This is a genomic window from Pyxidicoccus caerfyrddinensis, from assembly GCF_010894405.1.
Taxonomy (GTDB): Bacteria; Myxococcota; Myxococcia; order Myxococcales; family Myxococcaceae; genus Myxococcus; species Myxococcus caerfyrddinensis.
Genome location: NZ_JAAIYA010000003.1, coordinates 323381 through 338943 on the forward strand (window position 1 = coordinate 323381; position 15563 = coordinate 338943).

11 protein-coding genes are annotated in these 15563 nt (G+C 69.1%); 8 read left to right on the forward strand and 3 right to left on the reverse strand.

Features of this window, described 5'->3' with window-relative positions; translation table 11 throughout:
* The first annotated feature begins 40 nt into the window (after positions 1-40).
* The 7 genes from G4D86_RS08455 (at position 41) to G4D86_RS08485 (ending at position 7658) form a co-directional block, all read left to right on the forward strand.
* Positions 41-1474 (forward strand): sigma-54-dependent transcriptional regulator, encoded by a 1434-nt coding sequence (locus tag G4D86_RS08455; protein WP_205519500.1) that lies wholly within the window; start codon positions 41-43, stop codon positions 1472-1474.
* Positions 1471-2835, forward strand: a complete 1365-nt coding sequence (locus tag G4D86_RS08460; protein WP_163991397.1) for a sensor histidine kinase — start codon at positions 1471-1473, stop codon at positions 2833-2835. Before G4D86_RS08455 ends, G4D86_RS08460 begins: the two co-directional genes overlap by 4 nt.
* Positions 2836-3057: 222 nt before the next feature.
* Positions 3058-3984: a hypothetical protein gene (locus tag G4D86_RS08465; protein ID WP_240360124.1), complete on the forward strand. Its 927-nt coding sequence runs from the start codon at positions 3058-3060 to the stop codon at positions 3982-3984.
* 6 nt (positions 3985-3990) lie between these two features.
* Positions 3991-4908 carry a hypothetical protein gene (locus G4D86_RS08470; RefSeq protein ID WP_163991401.1) on the forward strand — a complete coding sequence of 306 codons (918 nt, stop codon included), beginning with the start codon at positions 3991-3993 and terminating at the stop codon, positions 4906-4908.
* 11 nt (positions 4909-4919) lie between these two features.
* Positions 4920-5507 carry an imm11 family protein gene (locus G4D86_RS08475; protein WP_163991403.1) on the forward strand — a complete coding sequence of 196 codons (588 nt, stop codon included), beginning with the start codon at positions 4920-4922 and terminating at the stop codon, positions 5505-5507.
* Positions 5508-5519: 12 nt separating this feature from the next.
* Complete coding sequence (locus G4D86_RS08480) at positions 5520-6254, forward strand: immunity 49 family protein (protein WP_163991405.1); 735 nt, start codon at positions 5520-5522, stop codon at positions 6252-6254.
* Between the two features lie 114 nt (positions 6255-6368).
* Entirely contained in the window at positions 6369-7658 is a 1290-nt protein-coding gene (locus tag G4D86_RS08485; RefSeq protein WP_163991407.1) for a hypothetical protein, read from the forward strand.
* A 136-nt stretch (positions 7659-7794) separates the two neighbouring features.
* Here G4D86_RS08485 and G4D86_RS08490 read toward each other — a convergent pair whose 3' ends face one another.
* Positions 7795-8325 (reverse strand): hypothetical protein, encoded by a 531-nt coding sequence (locus G4D86_RS08490; protein WP_163991409.1) that lies wholly within the window; start codon positions 8323-8325, stop codon positions 7795-7797.
* A gap of 789 nt (positions 8326-9114) precedes the next feature.
* Here G4D86_RS08490 and G4D86_RS08495 point away from each other — a divergent pair.
* Positions 9115-11667 carry a glycoside hydrolase family 15 protein gene (locus G4D86_RS08495; protein WP_163991411.1) on the forward strand — a complete coding sequence of 851 codons (2553 nt, stop codon included), beginning with the start codon at positions 9115-9117 and terminating at the stop codon, positions 11665-11667.
* Positions 11668-11724: 57 nt separating this feature from the next.
* Here G4D86_RS08495 and G4D86_RS08500 read toward each other — a convergent pair whose 3' ends face one another.
* Both G4D86_RS08500 and G4D86_RS08505 read right to left on the reverse strand, forming a co-directional pair.
* Positions 11725-12594: an alpha/beta hydrolase gene (locus tag G4D86_RS08500; protein WP_163991413.1), complete on the reverse strand. Its 870-nt coding sequence runs from the start codon at positions 12592-12594 to the stop codon at positions 11725-11727.
* A gap of 123 nt (positions 12595-12717) precedes the next feature.
* A complete protein-coding gene (locus G4D86_RS08505) occupies positions 12718-15510 on the reverse strand; it encodes a YncE family protein (protein ID WP_163991415.1) in 2793 nt (930 codons plus the stop codon).
* Between the last annotated feature and the right edge of the window lie 53 nt (positions 15511-15563).

The window sequence follows — 15563 nt, forward strand, 5'->3', positions numbered from 1 at the left end:
CCGCCCGTTTTCTGGCGCATTCTTGCCCTGGGTAACCTCCGTGTCCGAGCCTCTTCCCCAAGTCCCGACTCCCCCCGCCCCCGCGCCGGCGTCCACCGCCCGGCCCTCCCGCATCCTCATCGCCGATGACCAGGCCGACGTGCTGGAAGCGCTGCGGCTGCTGCTCAAGCGCGATGGGTACTCCGTCGTCACCTCCCAGTCGCCCCAGGGTGCGCTGGCGACCTTGGAATCGGAGGACGTGGACCTGGTCCTGATGGACCTGAACTACGCGCGCGACACGACGTCCGGGCGCGAGGGCATGGACCTGCTGGGCCGCATCCGCGCGCAGGACGCGGCGCTGCCGGTGGTCGTGATGACGGCCTGGGGCAGCGTGGAGGGCGCGGTGGAGGCCATGCGCGGCGGCGCGCGCGACTACGTGCAGAAGCCGTGGGACAACACGCGCCTGCTGGCCACGCTGCGCACGCAACTGGAGCTGGGTCGGGCGCTGAAGCGCAGCCGGCGGCTGGAGGAGGAGAACCAGCACCTGCGCCGCGGCCAGGGTGGCCTGCCCACCATGGTGTCCGAGTCGCGCGCCATGCAGCCCATCCGCCGCTTGATTGAGCGCGTGGCCCCGTCTGGCGCCAACGTGCTGGTGACGGGCGAGCACGGTACGGGCAAGGAAGTGGTGGCGCGCCTGCTCCACGCGTCCTCGACGCGGGCGGACCGGCCCTTCGTGGCGGTGAACTCGGGTGGCCTGTCCGAGGGCGTCTTCGAGAGCGAGCTGTTCGGCCACGTGAAGGGCGCCTTCACCGACGCGAAGACGGACCGCATCGGCTGCTTCGAGCTGGCGGACGGTGGCACGCTCTTCCTGGACGAGATTGGCAACATGCCGCTGTCGCAGCAGGCGAAGCTCTTGCGCGTGCTGCAGACGGGCGAGCTGCACCCGGTGGGCTCGTCGAAGACGCGGCGGGTGGACGTGCGCGTGGTGAGCGCCACCAACGTGGACCTGTCCAAGGCGGTGACGGAGGGGCGCTTCCGCGAGGACCTCCTCTACCGTCTCAACACGGTGGAGCTGCAGTTGCCGGCGCTGCGCGAGCGGCGCGAGGACATTCCCCTGCTCGCGTCGCACTTCCTGGCGGAGCACGGCCGGCGCTATGGGCGGCCCACGATGCGGCTGTCTCCGGGAGCGCTGGAGGCGCTGCTGTCGTACGCGTGGCCGGGCAACGTGCGCGAATTGGAGCACGCGGTGGAGCGCGCGCTCCTGATGGCGGCGGGCGACGAGGTGACGGCGGAGGACCTGCTGCTCAAGCGGGCGACGCGTGAGGGTGCGTCTCGGCTGGAGGAGATGACGCTGGAAGAGGTGGAGCGCTACCTCATCGAGCGCGCGCTGGCGCGGCACGAGGGCAACGTGAGCGAGGCGGCCAAGGGGCTGGGCCTGTCGCGCAGCGCGCTGTACCGGCGGCTGCAGCACTACGGAATCAAGGGAGCTCGGTGAAGCAGAAGCGCGGGCCGCCGCAGCATGACTTGCAGGTGCTCGGCCTCGCGTGGCTCGCGGGCCTGCCGGGCTCGGTGGCGTCGCTCGTGCTGGTGTGGCTGGGGGACTTCTCCGCCAAGGTGCAGTGGACGCTGACCACGCTGGTGGTGGGCATGTTCCTGGGCGTGGGGCTGCTGGTGCGCGAGCGGGTGATGCGGCCGCTGCACGCGGTGGCGAACCTGTTGGCCGCGCTGCGCGAGGGGGACTACTCCGTGCGCGGCCGGGGCGCGCGAGGTGGCGACGCGCTGGGCGAGGTGCTGCTGGAGGTCAACGCGCTGGGCGACACGCTGCGCGAGCAGCGGCTGGGAGCGCTGGAGGCGGGCGCGCTCCTGGAAGCGGTGATGGAGGAAATCGACGTCGGCGTGCTGGCCTTCGACGGCGAGGGCACGCTGAAGCTCGTGAATCGCGCGGGTGAGCGGCTGCTGGGACAGTCGCGCCAGCAGCTGATGGGGAAGGGCGCGGGCACGCTGAACCTGACGGACCTGCTGGAGGGCCCGGCGCCCCGGAGGCTGACGCGCAGCTTCGCGGAGGAGGGCGGCCCGTATGAATTGCGGCGCGGCACGTTCCGCCAGGGCGGCCTGCCGCACACGCTGGTGGTGCTGGCGGACCTGCGGCTGGCGCTGCGCGAGCAGGAGCGCGAGGCGTGGCGCCGGCTGGTGCGGGTGCTGAGCCACGAAATCAACAACTCGCTGGCGCCGATTGGCTCCATTGCGGAGGCGCTGCGCGACACGCTGGTGATGCAGCCGCGTCCATCGGACTGGGAGGACGACGCGAAGAGCGGGCTGGGCATCATCGCCCGTCGCTCGGAGTCGCTGGGGCGCTTCATGTCGGCCTACGCGCGGCTGGCGCGGCTTCCGCCTCCGGCGCTGGCGGACGTGGAGGTGGACGGCTGGGTGCGGCGGGTGGCGGCGCTGGAGAAGCGCCGGCCGGTGGGCGTGCGCGCGGGGCCGGCGCTGGTGTTGAGCGGGGACGTGGACCAGTTGGAGCAGCTCCTCATCAACCTGGTGCGCAACGCGGTGGACGCGGTGCAGTCGGTGCCGGATGGGGGCGAGGTCTGGGTGTCCTGGGCGGTGCTGACGCCGGGCGCGGTGGAGGTCTGGGTGGAGGACGAGGGCCCGGGCCTCGTGGACTCCGGCAACCTCTTCGTGCCGTTCTTCACGACGAAGCCGCAGGGCAGCGGCATCGGCCTCGCGCTGAGCCGGCAGATTGCGGAGGCGCACGGCGGAGGACTTCGGCTGGAGAACCGCCCCGAGGGACGCGGGTGCCGCGCGCGGCTGAAGCTGCCGTTGGACACGCCAGGGTTGGCGGTGGGACAGAGTTGACTCTGCATCGACTCCCTCACCCCGCGGGGCAGCCTCGGAGGAGCAAGGTGCGGCGCTAGCATTGCCCGCATGTCCCTGGCGATTACCGGGCTGGGCATGGTGTCCACGTTGGGCCATGACGTGGTCTCGGGTTGCGCGGCGCTCCGCTGCGGAATGGCCCGTCCCAGTCCGCTCGAGCTCCAGGTCGTATCATCGGGCGATACGCCGGGAGTGGAGCCCGTCATGGGACATCCGCTCCGGGGACTCAGCGATGGGTTCGTGGGCCTGGGGCTGTATGCGCTCCTCGTGCAGGAAGCCATCCGGGACCTCGTCGTCTATTCAGGGCTCGCTTCGGATGATGGGGGCGCTTGGGAAAGCACCGCCTTGTTCCTCTGCATTTCAGCGGCTCGAGCTCCCGAGCAGGAGGGCCCGGAGCTTCTCCTTCAGGAGTGGCTCGCCCCGCTGGTGGTCCGACGCACCCGACTGCCCATCCGAACGAATGCGCAGAAGGTATTCCCATACGGGAACGTCGCGGTGCTGGCGGCGATGGCAGAAGCGTCGAAGGCAATCGCCGCAGGCCAGTTCGAGCGGGTGCTCATCGTGGGTGTGGACAGCCTCACGAGTGACCTGGGCGTGCTCGAAGCGCTGGCCATGCGTCGGCGGCTCAAGACCGCCGAGCACCCGGTGGGCTTCATGCCGGGTGAGGCGGCGGCGGCCGTGCTGGTCGAGCATGAGGCCGTGGCGCGAAGACGGGGCGCCCGGATTGAAGCGCGTGTCGAAGCACTCCGCGTGAGCGGCACGCCCGAAGCTGGAGCGCCGGTGGAGGGGTCTCCTCCCATGATGCGCCTGGTCGGAGCCGTCGAAGGCACCCTGGCCCAGGCCACCCGGGTCGGGGATGTGTACGGCGACCTCAATGGCGAGGAGTCTCGTGCCATGGAGTGGGGCACCGCCCTGGCGCGCCTTCGTGAAGGGCCCGTGCTGGCCGAGGCCCGGACGCATTGGCCGGCGGTGTCCCTGGGCGACACCGGGGCCGCCAGTGGAGCCATCTCGGTCGCCGCGGCAACGCGCTCGTTCGTCAGGAAGTACGCGCGTGGAAACGAAATCCTCGTCTGGTCCAGGTCGGATTCCGGCGCGGTGGCCTCGGGCCTTCTCGTCCGTCCAAGGGAGTGAGCACGCATGGCCTCCAGCGACAGCCATCTGGGTTGGGACCCGAAGACGCTCAACCACCCGGACCGACCTTCCGGCTTCGGTTGCCTGTGGCGGCACACCCTCACGGACAATGCCGGGTGGAGTTCCCATCCGTGCAATCACATGACCAATGGCTACAGGGTGTCCCTGGCGGAGCGCAGCGCGCTCTACAACAAGGACCACTCGAAGATTGCCCGGCGGATGAAGCTCATTGATGAGGACTTCGGACTGGACGGCAAGGCGCAGAAGCGCATCTGGAGGCGCTTCCCCGTCAGTGGGAACTCGGAGCGCAAGCTCACGCTCGATGACTTCATCAAGAAGGCGAGGAAGTCGCTCACCTGGCTGCGCCGTGGGCCGGAAGGATGGCACCTCGGGGTGAAACATCTCGCCCATGTTCCCAGGCAGCTGTTGAGGGTGGGCAATCGGCCCAACTTCCAGCCTCGCCAGAACAAGGCGCTGGGCGGCTATGGCGCCTTCTATCCGTACGAGCACAACTACCACCACCTCATCCCCATCGGAGCCGTCGAGAACTGGGTCATCGGGAACGGGGCTTCCGGCAGCCCGTCGCGCTCCGACCTGGTGGTGAAGCTCGTCCTCATCTCGCGATGGAACATCCACAATGAGAAGAACATGATGCTCCTGCCCCAGCAGGAGTTCGAATCGCTCATCGTGGGACTGCCGGCCCACTGTCCATGGGGTGTGCCGGCGCACAAGGCGTACCAGGTCTCACTCAAAAAGAGGCTGCGTGACCTCAGGAAGTCTCTTGACGCCGCCATCCTGCAGAAGAGGCACCCGAAGGATCTCAAGGCCAAAATCCTCGACAACCTGAACTCCTTGTCGGTGGAGCTGCTGGAGCAGGTCAAGACCATGAAGGCCGGTGTTCAGCTCACGGCCGCCAACGTCTGAACCGTGAACCTATGCCCTATTTCTATTACACATTCGGACATGCCCTGGACCCGCGCGCGGTGGAGATCGTCGACCTGCCGGACAAGGTCGAGACTTATGTCTACCTGAGCGATGGCATTCCCTGTGCCTCCTACCTGCCGCCGACGACCGAGCTCAGCCTGTACGAAGAGGCTGGCGACATGCTCACGGACTTCATCGACAACCCGGACCGTATGCTCTACGCGTCCCAGCGTGTACAAGCCGTCTTGAAGGAGCGGGGGCTGGTGGGTACCGCTGTCGAGCTACTGCCCTTCAATCTCCTGGACAAGCGCGGCCGCCGCGTCCGTGAGCCCTACGTCATCGTCAATCCGCTGGTACGGGTGCCGTGTCTGGATTTCGAGCGCTCGAAGTATCGGCGCTACACCAGCGACCCGAACGAGCTCGCGGAGGTCAAGTTGCTGTGCGTCCGTGAGGAGGCCGTCCCCGACAACGCCCAGCTCTTTCGCCTCGGCGAGCTCCCGAGGCTCATGGTGCTGCGCTCCGACCTGCTCGAAGCCTTCCAGCAAGCCGGGCTCACGGGGCTCGCGGTCAACCCAGCGGGCAAGACGATTCCAGGCTGAGGCCTCCCGTTCATGGACACGGTCCTCGACAACCTCCTCTTCCTCCTGGGCCAGCGAATGCCCCGGCTCCAGTCGTCGTCGGCGAAGCCGGACGCGAAGCTGACACTCGAGACCGCGTCCCTCTGGCGGCAGTACGGCTGCGGGTTGCTGCTGTCCGAGCTGGACGAGGATGGCTTCCGTGACGGCCTCGAACAGGCGGCGACGCTCTACCAGGGCCTGCTGAGGCGCCGGAGCGCGTGCTCCGAGTTCGACCAGTACTACCTCGCGCGCAGCAAGGGCGAACCGCTCTTCGATGCCATCACCGTGGGGGCGTGGGAGCGGGCCAGGGACCTCGCGGCGGCGATGACGCCGACCTGGATGCCGCGGATGGAGGCCGAAGAGGACTTCCACTACTTCGGCGGACTCATCTCCCTGCTCCTCCAGCGCAAGGACCTGGACGCGGGGCTGGCGGCCTTCGAGCGCTGCCTCCAGGGCGGGCAGTCCTTCCGGTTCGACACCCTGAAGGCCCTGGCCACCGAGGACGAGCAGGCCTTCGACGCGGGTCTGCAGGGGATGATCTCCGAGCAGGCGGCCTGGATGGAGCGGCAGCAGCGCTCCGGCGTCTTCGACCCCTACCTCCACAAGACGTCCGCCTTTGTCTTCGTCGAAGGCGCGGCGCTCGTCCTCCTGGCAAGGAGCCGAGCGCTGAAGACGCAGGCGTCGTACCGCCTCATCCCCGCGCCCGCGCTGGAAGCCGCCGGTCGGTAGTCCATGACCGGGTGGAATTTGGAGCCTCGCGGAAGCCGTCCCTAGGATGGCGCCCTGTAGCGGGCCGTGGCCGGGAACTTCCGTGGCCGGGTCCGTTCTTCTGGGGTGAATGTCATGAACGCAGGACGGATGGCCGTGCTCGTCGTCTTTGGCCTGATGGGGACGGCGCTGGCGGCGGACTCCTCGCCCGAGTCGGACGAGGACCTGTCGAAGCAGTCCACGGGACTCGTCCAGTCGCGGATGGCCTCGGAGCAGAAGCGGCTGGAGGAGGCCGAGTCCGAGCTCTCCACGCTTCGTCACGAGCTCCAGAAGGCGCGGGCGCGGCAGGCGGATGTCCAGGCGCAGAAGTTCGACAGCGCGCGGATGGCGCCCCTGCTCAACCGCTTCCAGAAGGACTTCGCGGCGGTGAACGAGGTGACGACGAGGGGCGCCCTTCCGACGAGGGAGGCCTACTCCCGGCTGGAGCGGACCGCCACCGAGCTGGCCGACGCCATGGCCTTCGCGCTGGCGGACTTCCTGCCCCGCCCCCCGAGCCAGGAGCAGCGCATTCCGCTCATCGACGACCTGTATGGCGATATCAAGCGCACGGCGTTGCCGAGCTGGACCGAGCTGCAGGTGCTGCGCTTCCCCCAGACGGGCCGCGACAGCGGGATGACCCCGGACGTATTCCAGGAGCAGATGCGGGAGTCGCTCGCGGGCGCCACCGAGCGCGCGAAGACGCTATCGCTCGGTGAGCTGGAGCGGCTGTTCACCCAGGACCAGGATGCGGTGGCGAAGACGTGGCAGGGCATCATCGACCGCGCGCAGGCCACCAGCGACCTGCACAACAGGCAGGTGAAGGACTCGCAGGCCGCCATCGACAAGCTGAGTGTGGAGCTGGACGCGCGTCAGGTGCAGAAGTTCGAGACGGACGGGCGGCTCACCTGGGCCATCATCATCATGGTCGTGGTGCTGCTGCTGCTCTACCTCGCCACGCTCCTGTTCAAGCCCGAGGTGCAGCAGACCATCTTCCACCAGCGCATCCTCGTCGAGATGATTGGCATGGCCTTCCTGCTGCTGACCATCATCATCCTCGGCACGGGAGAGAAGATTGACCGCGCGGTGCTCGGCACGCTGCTGGGCACGGTGGGCGGCTACATCTTCGGCCAGCAGCAGGCGCGTCGAAGTGCTCCGGAGCCCCAGCCGGCCGCGCAGCCCGCCGCGACGGCGGTGCCCTCGCAGCCGGTGGCGGCCGCCCCCGTGTATGCGCAGCCCGTGGCAATGGCCCCGGCTGCACCCGTGAGCATCGTGCCTGCCCAGGCCACCGCGCTGTTGCAGCAGGCCGCGCAGACGGCAAGCCCGCCCGCCCCCGCGCCAGAGCCTGCTTCAGAGCCGGCGCCCGCCGCGAGCGAGAAGCGCGCCTGACCCAGCCCCCCGCGAGCCGCGCGGTGTACTTGCTCACTCAGGAGCGGTCAACGGGCCCTGAGAAACGTCACGGGCCGCCCGCGGACCGTGGTGCAGGTCCGGGAGCGGCCCAGGGGACTTCGGCGTGTCGGAAGGCTCAGGCCGTCTGCGCGGCGGGGGCCTCGTCGGGCGGCGCGTCGTAGGCGGGGGTGAGGTCCACCACGTCGACGGTGACCAGGTGGTAGACGATGCAGTTGCTCATCCAGAAGAAGATGGCGCACCAGTGCACGTAGATGAGCGGCGAGCCGGGCCACACCTGGAGCGGGTGGCCGAAGACGTTGGCCGCCACGTACCCGCCGAACCACTCACCGGCCCACGTGAAGACGGTGGCGATGGCGATGCGCGTCCACACCTTCACGCGGCGCGGGTAGAACCAGAAGAAGTGCAGGCTCCACAGCATGGCCACGCAGCCAGCCCAGAGGATGAGGCTCCCGAAGGAGAACCAGTGGTAGGGCGACTCGGGAAACACCCAGCCCCAGTCCCCGTTGACCTGCCGCCACGCCATGTTCTGCGCCAGCTCCATGAACCAGAAGAGGGGAGCGATGTAGAGGACCTGGGTCATCAGGATGCGCAGCCAGGTCGCGACCCTCTTCCAGAAGAACCCCATGGGCAAGGCGAGCGAGATCATGCGTTCCCCTCCGGCCGCGGCGTGGTGTGGACGGACGCCGCGCAGAAGTAAGAACGGAGTAAGTCTCATTTCTTGGCAATTTCCGACGCCAAGGGATTGCGAATGGGCGCCAGAAATCCGCTCTCGCCTGAACAGTGATTCAGGTTCTACGCACCGCGCCGTGAAACAAACCCGAGGAGTCCCGGAGGGTTGTCCCGACTCGTGACGTAAGCGGTGCCCCAAAATGCCGGTAGCCCGAGGCACTGTGCCTCGAGCTACCGGGTGTGCGGGTCGCCATGGTGCGAACGGCCCGCACAAAAATCTTGGGGCTGATGGCTGGTCGGGTCGTCCGGCCAGGTGCCCGGGTCGAGCTCGTCCCGGTCCAGATCGCGGTCGATGCCGATGCGAACCTCGGAGCCTTTGGGCACCACCGTGCAGGTCAGCTCATTGCCCGTGCGTCCAGGGTCTGCGGAAGCGAAGCCTCACCGTCTCTGAGACCCGGTCTGACCGAAACTGGCCACTTCCGATCACCGTCACATGGGTGAAGCCATCCGCGGAGACGCACGACGCGCATGAGACGCTCCCTCCCTGTGACGCCGGGCGCGCTCCTACCCCGTACCGACAGCGCGACCGGCTTCTCTTAAAATACTGGATAATCCATTAATCAAGGACCTTGAACACGAGTCCCCGGCCACGGTTGCGGGGGAGGGGGGCGAAAAAAAGCGCTCGGGGTCGGCGCTGCCCCGCGTCGGGGGCCAGGCCCTGGGTAGCCGTTGGCCCCGGGGCCGGAAGCACTCCAGAATCCGCGCCATGCAACCCGTTCCAAGCCCGTACCGCCTCGCGGTGCCCCTCGTCCTCACCCTCCTCTGTGCCGTGGCGCCGAACGCCCGCGCCGAGGTCGCCGTCCAGCGCACCTTCCTGCGCCTGCCGTCGTCCAACGGCCACGGCGCCGTGATGCTGGACCTGGAGCAGAAGAAGGTGACGCACTTCCGCGAGCACCTCTTCGCCACCGAGGAGCCCATCATCGACGCGATGGGCGCGGACGTCTTCGAGAAGGGCCAGCCGAAGGTGGTGCACTCGCGCGACGTGCTCTTCGACGCGTTCTTCGGGCTGCGCTCGGGCGGCACGCAGCGCTGGCTGAGCACGCAGGACGCCAACCTGGAAGCCAGCGGCTACGCGCCCTGGGCGCCGGGGAAGACGGCGGGCACGGGGGTGACCATGCTGGTGCAGAAGGTGGGCACGCTGGAGGCGACGACGTACGTCTTCGCGCCCCAGGGCCTGCCGCACGCGGCCTTCGTCATGGCGCTGCGGGTGCGCAACACGGGCACGGCGGCGGTGACGGGGGTGAGCGCCTTCTCGCTCCACAACTTCCACCTGGGCTTCGGCCGGCCGGGCGTGATGTCCGAGACGGACGAGAATGGCGAGACGGTGGAGCTCACCGGCGACGTCTTCTCGGAGAAGGGCTTCGCGGGCGTGCTGGCGGCGCGGCCTCTGGGGACGGTGGCGAAGAAGGCGGCCTGGCTGGCGAGCGCCACGGGCTCGCAGAACGGCTTCAACGTGGTGAACGGCGGCGGCTCGCAGGACCTGCAGGACTTCACGGCGCAGCCGTCCGCGGGCACGGGCTGGGCCACGGCGTACCAGTTCAACCTCGGTGACATCGCGGCGGGCGCGGAGAAGTGGGCGGGCGTGGCCTTCGCGCACCACGCGAATCCGGAGTCCGGGGCGGTGGCGGGGAAGTGGCTGACGGACTACGCGGGCGCCTCCGACGCGAAGGCGCTGGTGGAGGCGGAGCTTGCGCGCTGGGAGGGAATCCAGCGCGAGCTCGTGAAGGTGCCCGCGGGCGTGTCGGAGGACGAGGAGTCGCTGGTGCGCCAGTCGGCGGTGGTGCTGGCGATGGCACAGGTCCGCGAGACCGATGCGTACCTGCGCGAGTGGCTGACGAAGGACGGCGAGGTGCGCCGCACGCGCTTCAAGGACGTCGAAGGCAAGCCGGCGGTGCTGCCGGTCCGGGTGCAGCACGCGGGCCAGGGCGCGGTGCTGGCCAGCCTTCCGCCGGGACAGTGGACGTATGCGTGGATTCGGGACGGCGCCTACGCGGCGGCGGCGATGTCGACGCTGGGGATGACCAACGGCGCTCGCGCGGCGCTGGCGTACTACCTCCAGGCGGACAGCGGCCGGTTCCGCGACTGGCGCGAGCTGCAGTCGTACAACATGCCGCCGTACATCATCACGCTGACGCGCTACCACGGCTTCGGCGTGGAGGAGACGGACTTCAACGAGTCCGGCCCCAACCTGGAGTTCGACGGCTTCGGCCTCTTCCTCTGGTCGCTGCGGCACTACGAGCAGGTGACGGGGGAGCTGTCGCTGGTGGACGAGCACTGGGACACGGTGTCCACGAAGGTGGCGGACGCGCTGGTGGCGCTCATCGACCCGGAGACGGGGCTCATCCGTCCGGACTCGTCCATCTGGGAGACGCACTGGAACGGGCGGCAGCGCGCGTGGGCGTACACCAGCATCACCGCGGCGCGCGGCCTGTGTGACGCGGCGGTGCTGGCCGAGCGCAAGGGCGACGCGGACCGGGCGCTGCGCTACCGCAACGCGGGCAATGGCATCCGTCGCGCGCTGGCGGAGAAGCTGACGGACGCCAACTTCGCGCTGGGCTCGAACCTGGAGGAATTGAAGACGGGCCGGGGCTACTGGGACGCGGCGGTGTTCGACGCGTTCGCCTTCGGCCTGTTCGACCCGAAGGGGAAGATTGCGACGGCCACGATGCGCGGGCTGGACTTGCGCCTGTCCTCACCGGCGGGCGCGGGCTGGCAGCGCAACGATGACCGGTATGACCACTCGGGCGGCGCGGACGTGAGCCCGTGGGGCAGCGAGTACGACAGCGCGGAGTGGGTCATCGTCAGCCTGCGCGGCGCGGTGGCCAAGCGTCTGGCCGGGGACACGGCGCGGGCGGACCGCGTGCTGAACTGGGTGAAGGACCAGTCGCTGAAGAACTACCTCGCGGTGGCGGAGACGTACGACGAGAGCAACGGCAGGTACAAGTTCAACGCCCCCATGGTCGGCTTCGGCGCGGGCGCCTACGTGCTGGCCCTGGCGCAGCGCGCGGCCGCGACGGAGGACCCGGCGTGCGGCGCGTACTTCGACGAGAGCACGCTGACGAAGGAGCCGGACGCGGGCACGCCGGACGCGGGCACGCAGGTGCCGGATGCGGGGACGCAGCCGCCGGACGCGGGCACGTCGACCGACGGTGACGTGGGCGGCGGAGGCTGCAACGCAACGGGCCCTGGCGCCCTGGCGATGTGGCTGGTGGTGGCGCTCGCGGGCGCCGTCCTGGCCCTGCGCCGCCGCGGAGCCTGAGCACCCCTGTGAAACAAGGGCCCGCGCCGGAGACACCGGGCGCGGGCCCACGAATCGTCAGTGCGCCCGGGGCTCCGTCGTCGGGGACGGCGCCGCCCCCATGAACGCCGCATCCCCCATCGCCGAGGGCGACAGCCCGTGGCTGGACAGCCACTCGAGCGCCGTCTCGGCGACCTCCTTCCATCCGCGGTCGATGACCAGCGAGTGTCCCCTGTCAGGGAACACCTTGTAGTCATTCACGGTGGGCGCCTTGCGATACAGGTTGTGCGCCGCGCGGCTGATGACCTCCGGCACGGTGCCATCCTTCCCGCCGCCGATGATGAGCAGGGGGCCGCGCTTCGCGTGGAGGTCCACCCGGGCCGCCGTCCCGGGGTTCAGGTTGGCCAGCGCCGCCTCGAACAGGGGGCGGGCGGGCGAAGGAATCATGTACTTCGCGTGCAGCGCGTCGGACTCCTCTCGCGTGACGGTGCTCGCGAAGCCCCGGTGGAACTGGTCCGGCGTCAGGGCCACGGCGCGCTTGTAGTTGAGCGGGTTGCCAAGCACCGGCAGCGCGTTGCGGAGCTGGACGAGGGGCAGCGGGAGCACGCCGCGTATCTGCGCCGGGTCGATGGCCACGGCCGCCGCCGCGACTCCCATGCCGAGCAGCTTCTGGACAATCAGGCCACCGAACGAGTGGCCAATCACAATCGGCTTCGCGCCGAGCGAGCGGATGACTCGCTCGTAGTGCTCGGTCACCTCGGCGATGCCCTTGTTGGCGACGAGCTCCGGATGAGCCATCGCCTCCGCCGCGGTACCCGGCTCCCCGGGCCATCCCGGGTTCAGGGTCTCGTAGCCGACCGCGCGGAACAGCTCCATCCAGGGCTTCCAGCTGTCGGCATGCATCCAGAGTCCGTGGACGAAGACAACGGTGGGGCGCGTCGCTGCCATGAGGTCCATCCTTGTGATTGCCGGGCCCGGGGGGACATCCGGGCCCGGCGGGAAGATGCTACCGACTCAGTGACAGGGCATTGTAACCGCCCGGTGAAGCACGCGAGCCGTGGCCCGTCCGCCTCAGGGGTGACTGAGGGGATTCGCCGCGTCGGTGCCCGCGGCCCGCTCGTCTCCGTCCAGGTGCCCGTCGAGGTCCCGGTCCAGACCGATGCGCGGGCCCGAGCCCGGAGGCACGCAGGTATACGTCATCACCCCGTTGCCCAGGACGACGCCCAGCCGCAGGTCCGAGTCGGAGACGAGCGGCCACTGCTGCCGGTCACCCTTGAACTTCCCGCTCCCGGAGTAGAGGAAGCCCATGTCCTGCCCGGCGACCCGGCCCTTCGCCACCAGCTCACACTCGCTGGCGTCCGCGCGCTGCCGCATCAGGTCGATGCGCGGGCTCGTCACGGACACGTTGCCCGAGGTGAGCGTCACCTGCTGCCCGACGATGGGCGCCAGGTTGCTCTCGAAGACGAGCATGTACTGCTCCATGTTCTTCTTCGCCGTGAAGCCCTCCGGCGTGTGCGGGATGCCGACGGGGTTGAGCAGGCTCAGGTCGAAGTCGCTCCCGAAGCGGAACAGCGTGGGAATGGTGCCGTCGCTGTTGAAGCCGAAGCCGCGCACCTGGTCTCCGAGGAAGGCATCTCCCGGCACCGTGCTGCCCGAGGTGAACGCCACGCCGAACATGCCCACCTTCTGGTACTGATTGCGCAGGTGCGGCACCTTGGGGAACTGCCTGCCGGCGTCGAAGCCGGAGCGGCCGTCCGCTCCGAAGAAGCCCTTGAAGGGGCCCTCGCCCGGGTTGGCATTCAGGTCCACCACGTGGCAGGAATTGCACGCCCCCTGGAAGTCCGTGGTGACGTTGACGAAGAAGTTCCGGCCAGCCTGCTGCTGCGGCGTGAGCGAGTTGTCCAGCTTGCGGATGGGGTTGGGCGGGTACATCACCTGGAGGATGAAGGTGGTGAACTTCTGCATCTCCTGCGGGGTGAGCTGCGAGTTGCGCCCCAGCAGGTCCATGAACGCCGGGTTGAACCGCTTGAAGGCCGCGTCCTCGTCGAAGGAGCCGCTGGCCGGCTGCGAGCTGGGCGCGGCGTCGCCTCCGTTCCGGTCTCCACGCCAGTGCATGGGGCCGTGGTTGGCCATGCCGCGCAGGCTCTGCGTCACCATGGGGCCCTTGAGCGGGTGGAAGGACGTGTCCTGCCCCAGCGTCGGGTCATCACCGAACTCGGGCAGCACCGGGACGATGGGGCTCGGGTTGAGCTTCACGGTGCCGTCCGGGTTGCCCAAATCCCAGGCCAGGCTGTCGAAGTCACCGAAGATGTGGCAGCTCGCGCAGGACGAGTCGCCATGGCTGGAGCTGCGCCGCGCGTCGTAGAGGAAGGGGCGCCCCTCCACCACGCTCGCCGGCTCCGGGTTGAACATGGGCAGGTGGGCCACCTCCTGCTTCGTCGCGGTGTTGACGACGGAGATAGCGTTGTCGAAGCGCGTGAGCACGTAGAGGCGCCCGCGCGCCTCGTCCAGCACCATGCCCGTGGGGCCGCCGCCGGTGAGCGGAATCTGGTTGGCCGTGTTGGGCACGAAGGTGTCCGCCTCCAGCGCGGCGGTGGAGTACACGCCCAGCTTGGAGGAGCCGAAGGCCGCGACGTACAGCGTGGCGCCGTTGGACGTCACCGCCATGCCCATCGGCTGCGCGAGGCTCTTCTCGCTCTCCGCGTTGGGGACGGGCGCGCAGCAGACGCCGTAGTTGATGTGCTTGTTGAGGTGCCGGGCCGCGACGCCGCCCGCGCCCAGCACGGTGATGCGGCTCTCGTGCAGGTGTCCGCGGAGGCTGGTGCCGGCGAAGGTGCCGGGGCCTTCGAAGCGCAAATCGTTCCGGGCCTCGGTGTTGCTGACGTAGACCTTCCCGCTCACCGGGTTGACGGCCATGTTGAACAGGACGGTGCCCACGCCGGAGTAGAAACCCGCGGAGCCCGGGAGCTGCACGGGCGGGTTGGCGGTGGCGGAGATGGCGAACACGTCCTTGTCCGGCAGCGAGAAGCGCACCTGGTCCGTCCAGGGGCGCCCCACCACGTCCAGCCAGTCCTGGCCGTTGTACTTGAGAATCATGGCGACTTCGGGTGCGGGCACGCCCTGGAAGTTGGTGTTGGGGCCGGGGTCGCCGCCCGCCGCCTCGCCGCCGTCGGGGATGATGCGCTCGGCGAGCACGGTGGTGCGGTTGCCGGAGTGGAACGCCGCCGCGTAGACGCGCGAGCCGTCCGGCGTCACCGCGAGCGCGCGGGGGGTGTCACTGAAGAGGGAGATGATGGTGAGCGGGTTGCCGCCCAGCGTGCTGCCCAGGTTCTCCGAGTCGAATACCCAGACGTCCGCGCGGCCGATACCCGGCGTGGTGAGCTTCGGGTCGAACGAGGCATTCTGTCCCCGGTGCGCGGCGGTGATGAAGGCGCGCTTGCGGCCCGGGCCGGCGAAGACGATGTCGCGGGGCTCGTCACCCACGAGCAGCGTCCGCGTCACCGTGCCGCCACTGTCATTCGAGTCGAGGCGCACGACGCTGACACTGTCGGACAGGTGATTGACCACCCAGACCTCTTCGTTGCTCCGCGCCGCGACGGCGACGGGCTCCAGGCCCACGGGCACCGAGCCGCGGTGGACGAGGCCGCTGGTCTCCACCCGGAAGATTTCAAGGCGGTTGTCCGGCGTGTTGGCGGCGAAGAGCAGCTTCCCGTTGGGAGAGAGTGCGAGGGGTCGGACCTGACCGCTCTCGAAGAGGGCGAACGGTGCCGCTGACGCGGAGGCTCCTACCAGGAGAACTGAAAGCCACAGCCCTACGAGAACCGCACTACAGTCTCGACGATGAATAACGCAACGGGATTGCATGATTCCCCCTGAGGTGTCTGCCCCCGTACTCGTGAATGGGCGCGAGGATAGGG

Bases quoted from the DNA above. Each gene is read 5' to 3' on its own strand.
- G4D86_RS08495 (WP_163991411.1), top strand. From the start codon at position 9,115: ATGCAACCCGTTCCAAGCCCGTACCGCCTCGCGGTGCCCCTCGTCCTC.
- G4D86_RS08500 (WP_163991413.1), bottom strand. From the start codon at position 12,594: ATGGCAGCGACGCGCCCCACCGTTGTCTTCGTCCACGGACTCTGGATG.
- G4D86_RS08485 (WP_163991407.1), top strand. From the start codon at position 6,369: ATGAACGCAGGACGGATGGCCGTGCTCGTCGTCTTTGGCCTGATGGGG.
- G4D86_RS08480 (WP_163991405.1), top strand. From the start codon at position 5,520: ATGGACACGGTCCTCGACAACCTCCTCTTCCTCCTGGGCCAGCGAATG.
- G4D86_RS08505 (WP_163991415.1), bottom strand. From the start codon at position 15,510: ATGCAATCCCGTTGCGTTATTCATCGTCGAGACTGTAGTGCGGTTCTC.
- G4D86_RS08490 (WP_163991409.1), bottom strand. From the start codon at position 8,325: ATGATCTCGCTCGCCTTGCCCATGGGGTTCTTCTGGAAGAGGGTCGCG.
- G4D86_RS08465 (WP_240360124.1), top strand. From the start codon at position 3,058: ATGGGACATCCGCTCCGGGGACTCAGCGATGGGTTCGTGGGCCTGGGG.
- G4D86_RS08475 (WP_163991403.1), top strand. From the start codon at position 4,920: ATGCCCTATTTCTATTACACATTCGGACATGCCCTGGACCCGCGCGCG.
- G4D86_RS08470 (WP_163991401.1), top strand. From the start codon at position 3,991: ATGGCCTCCAGCGACAGCCATCTGGGTTGGGACCCGAAGACGCTCAAC.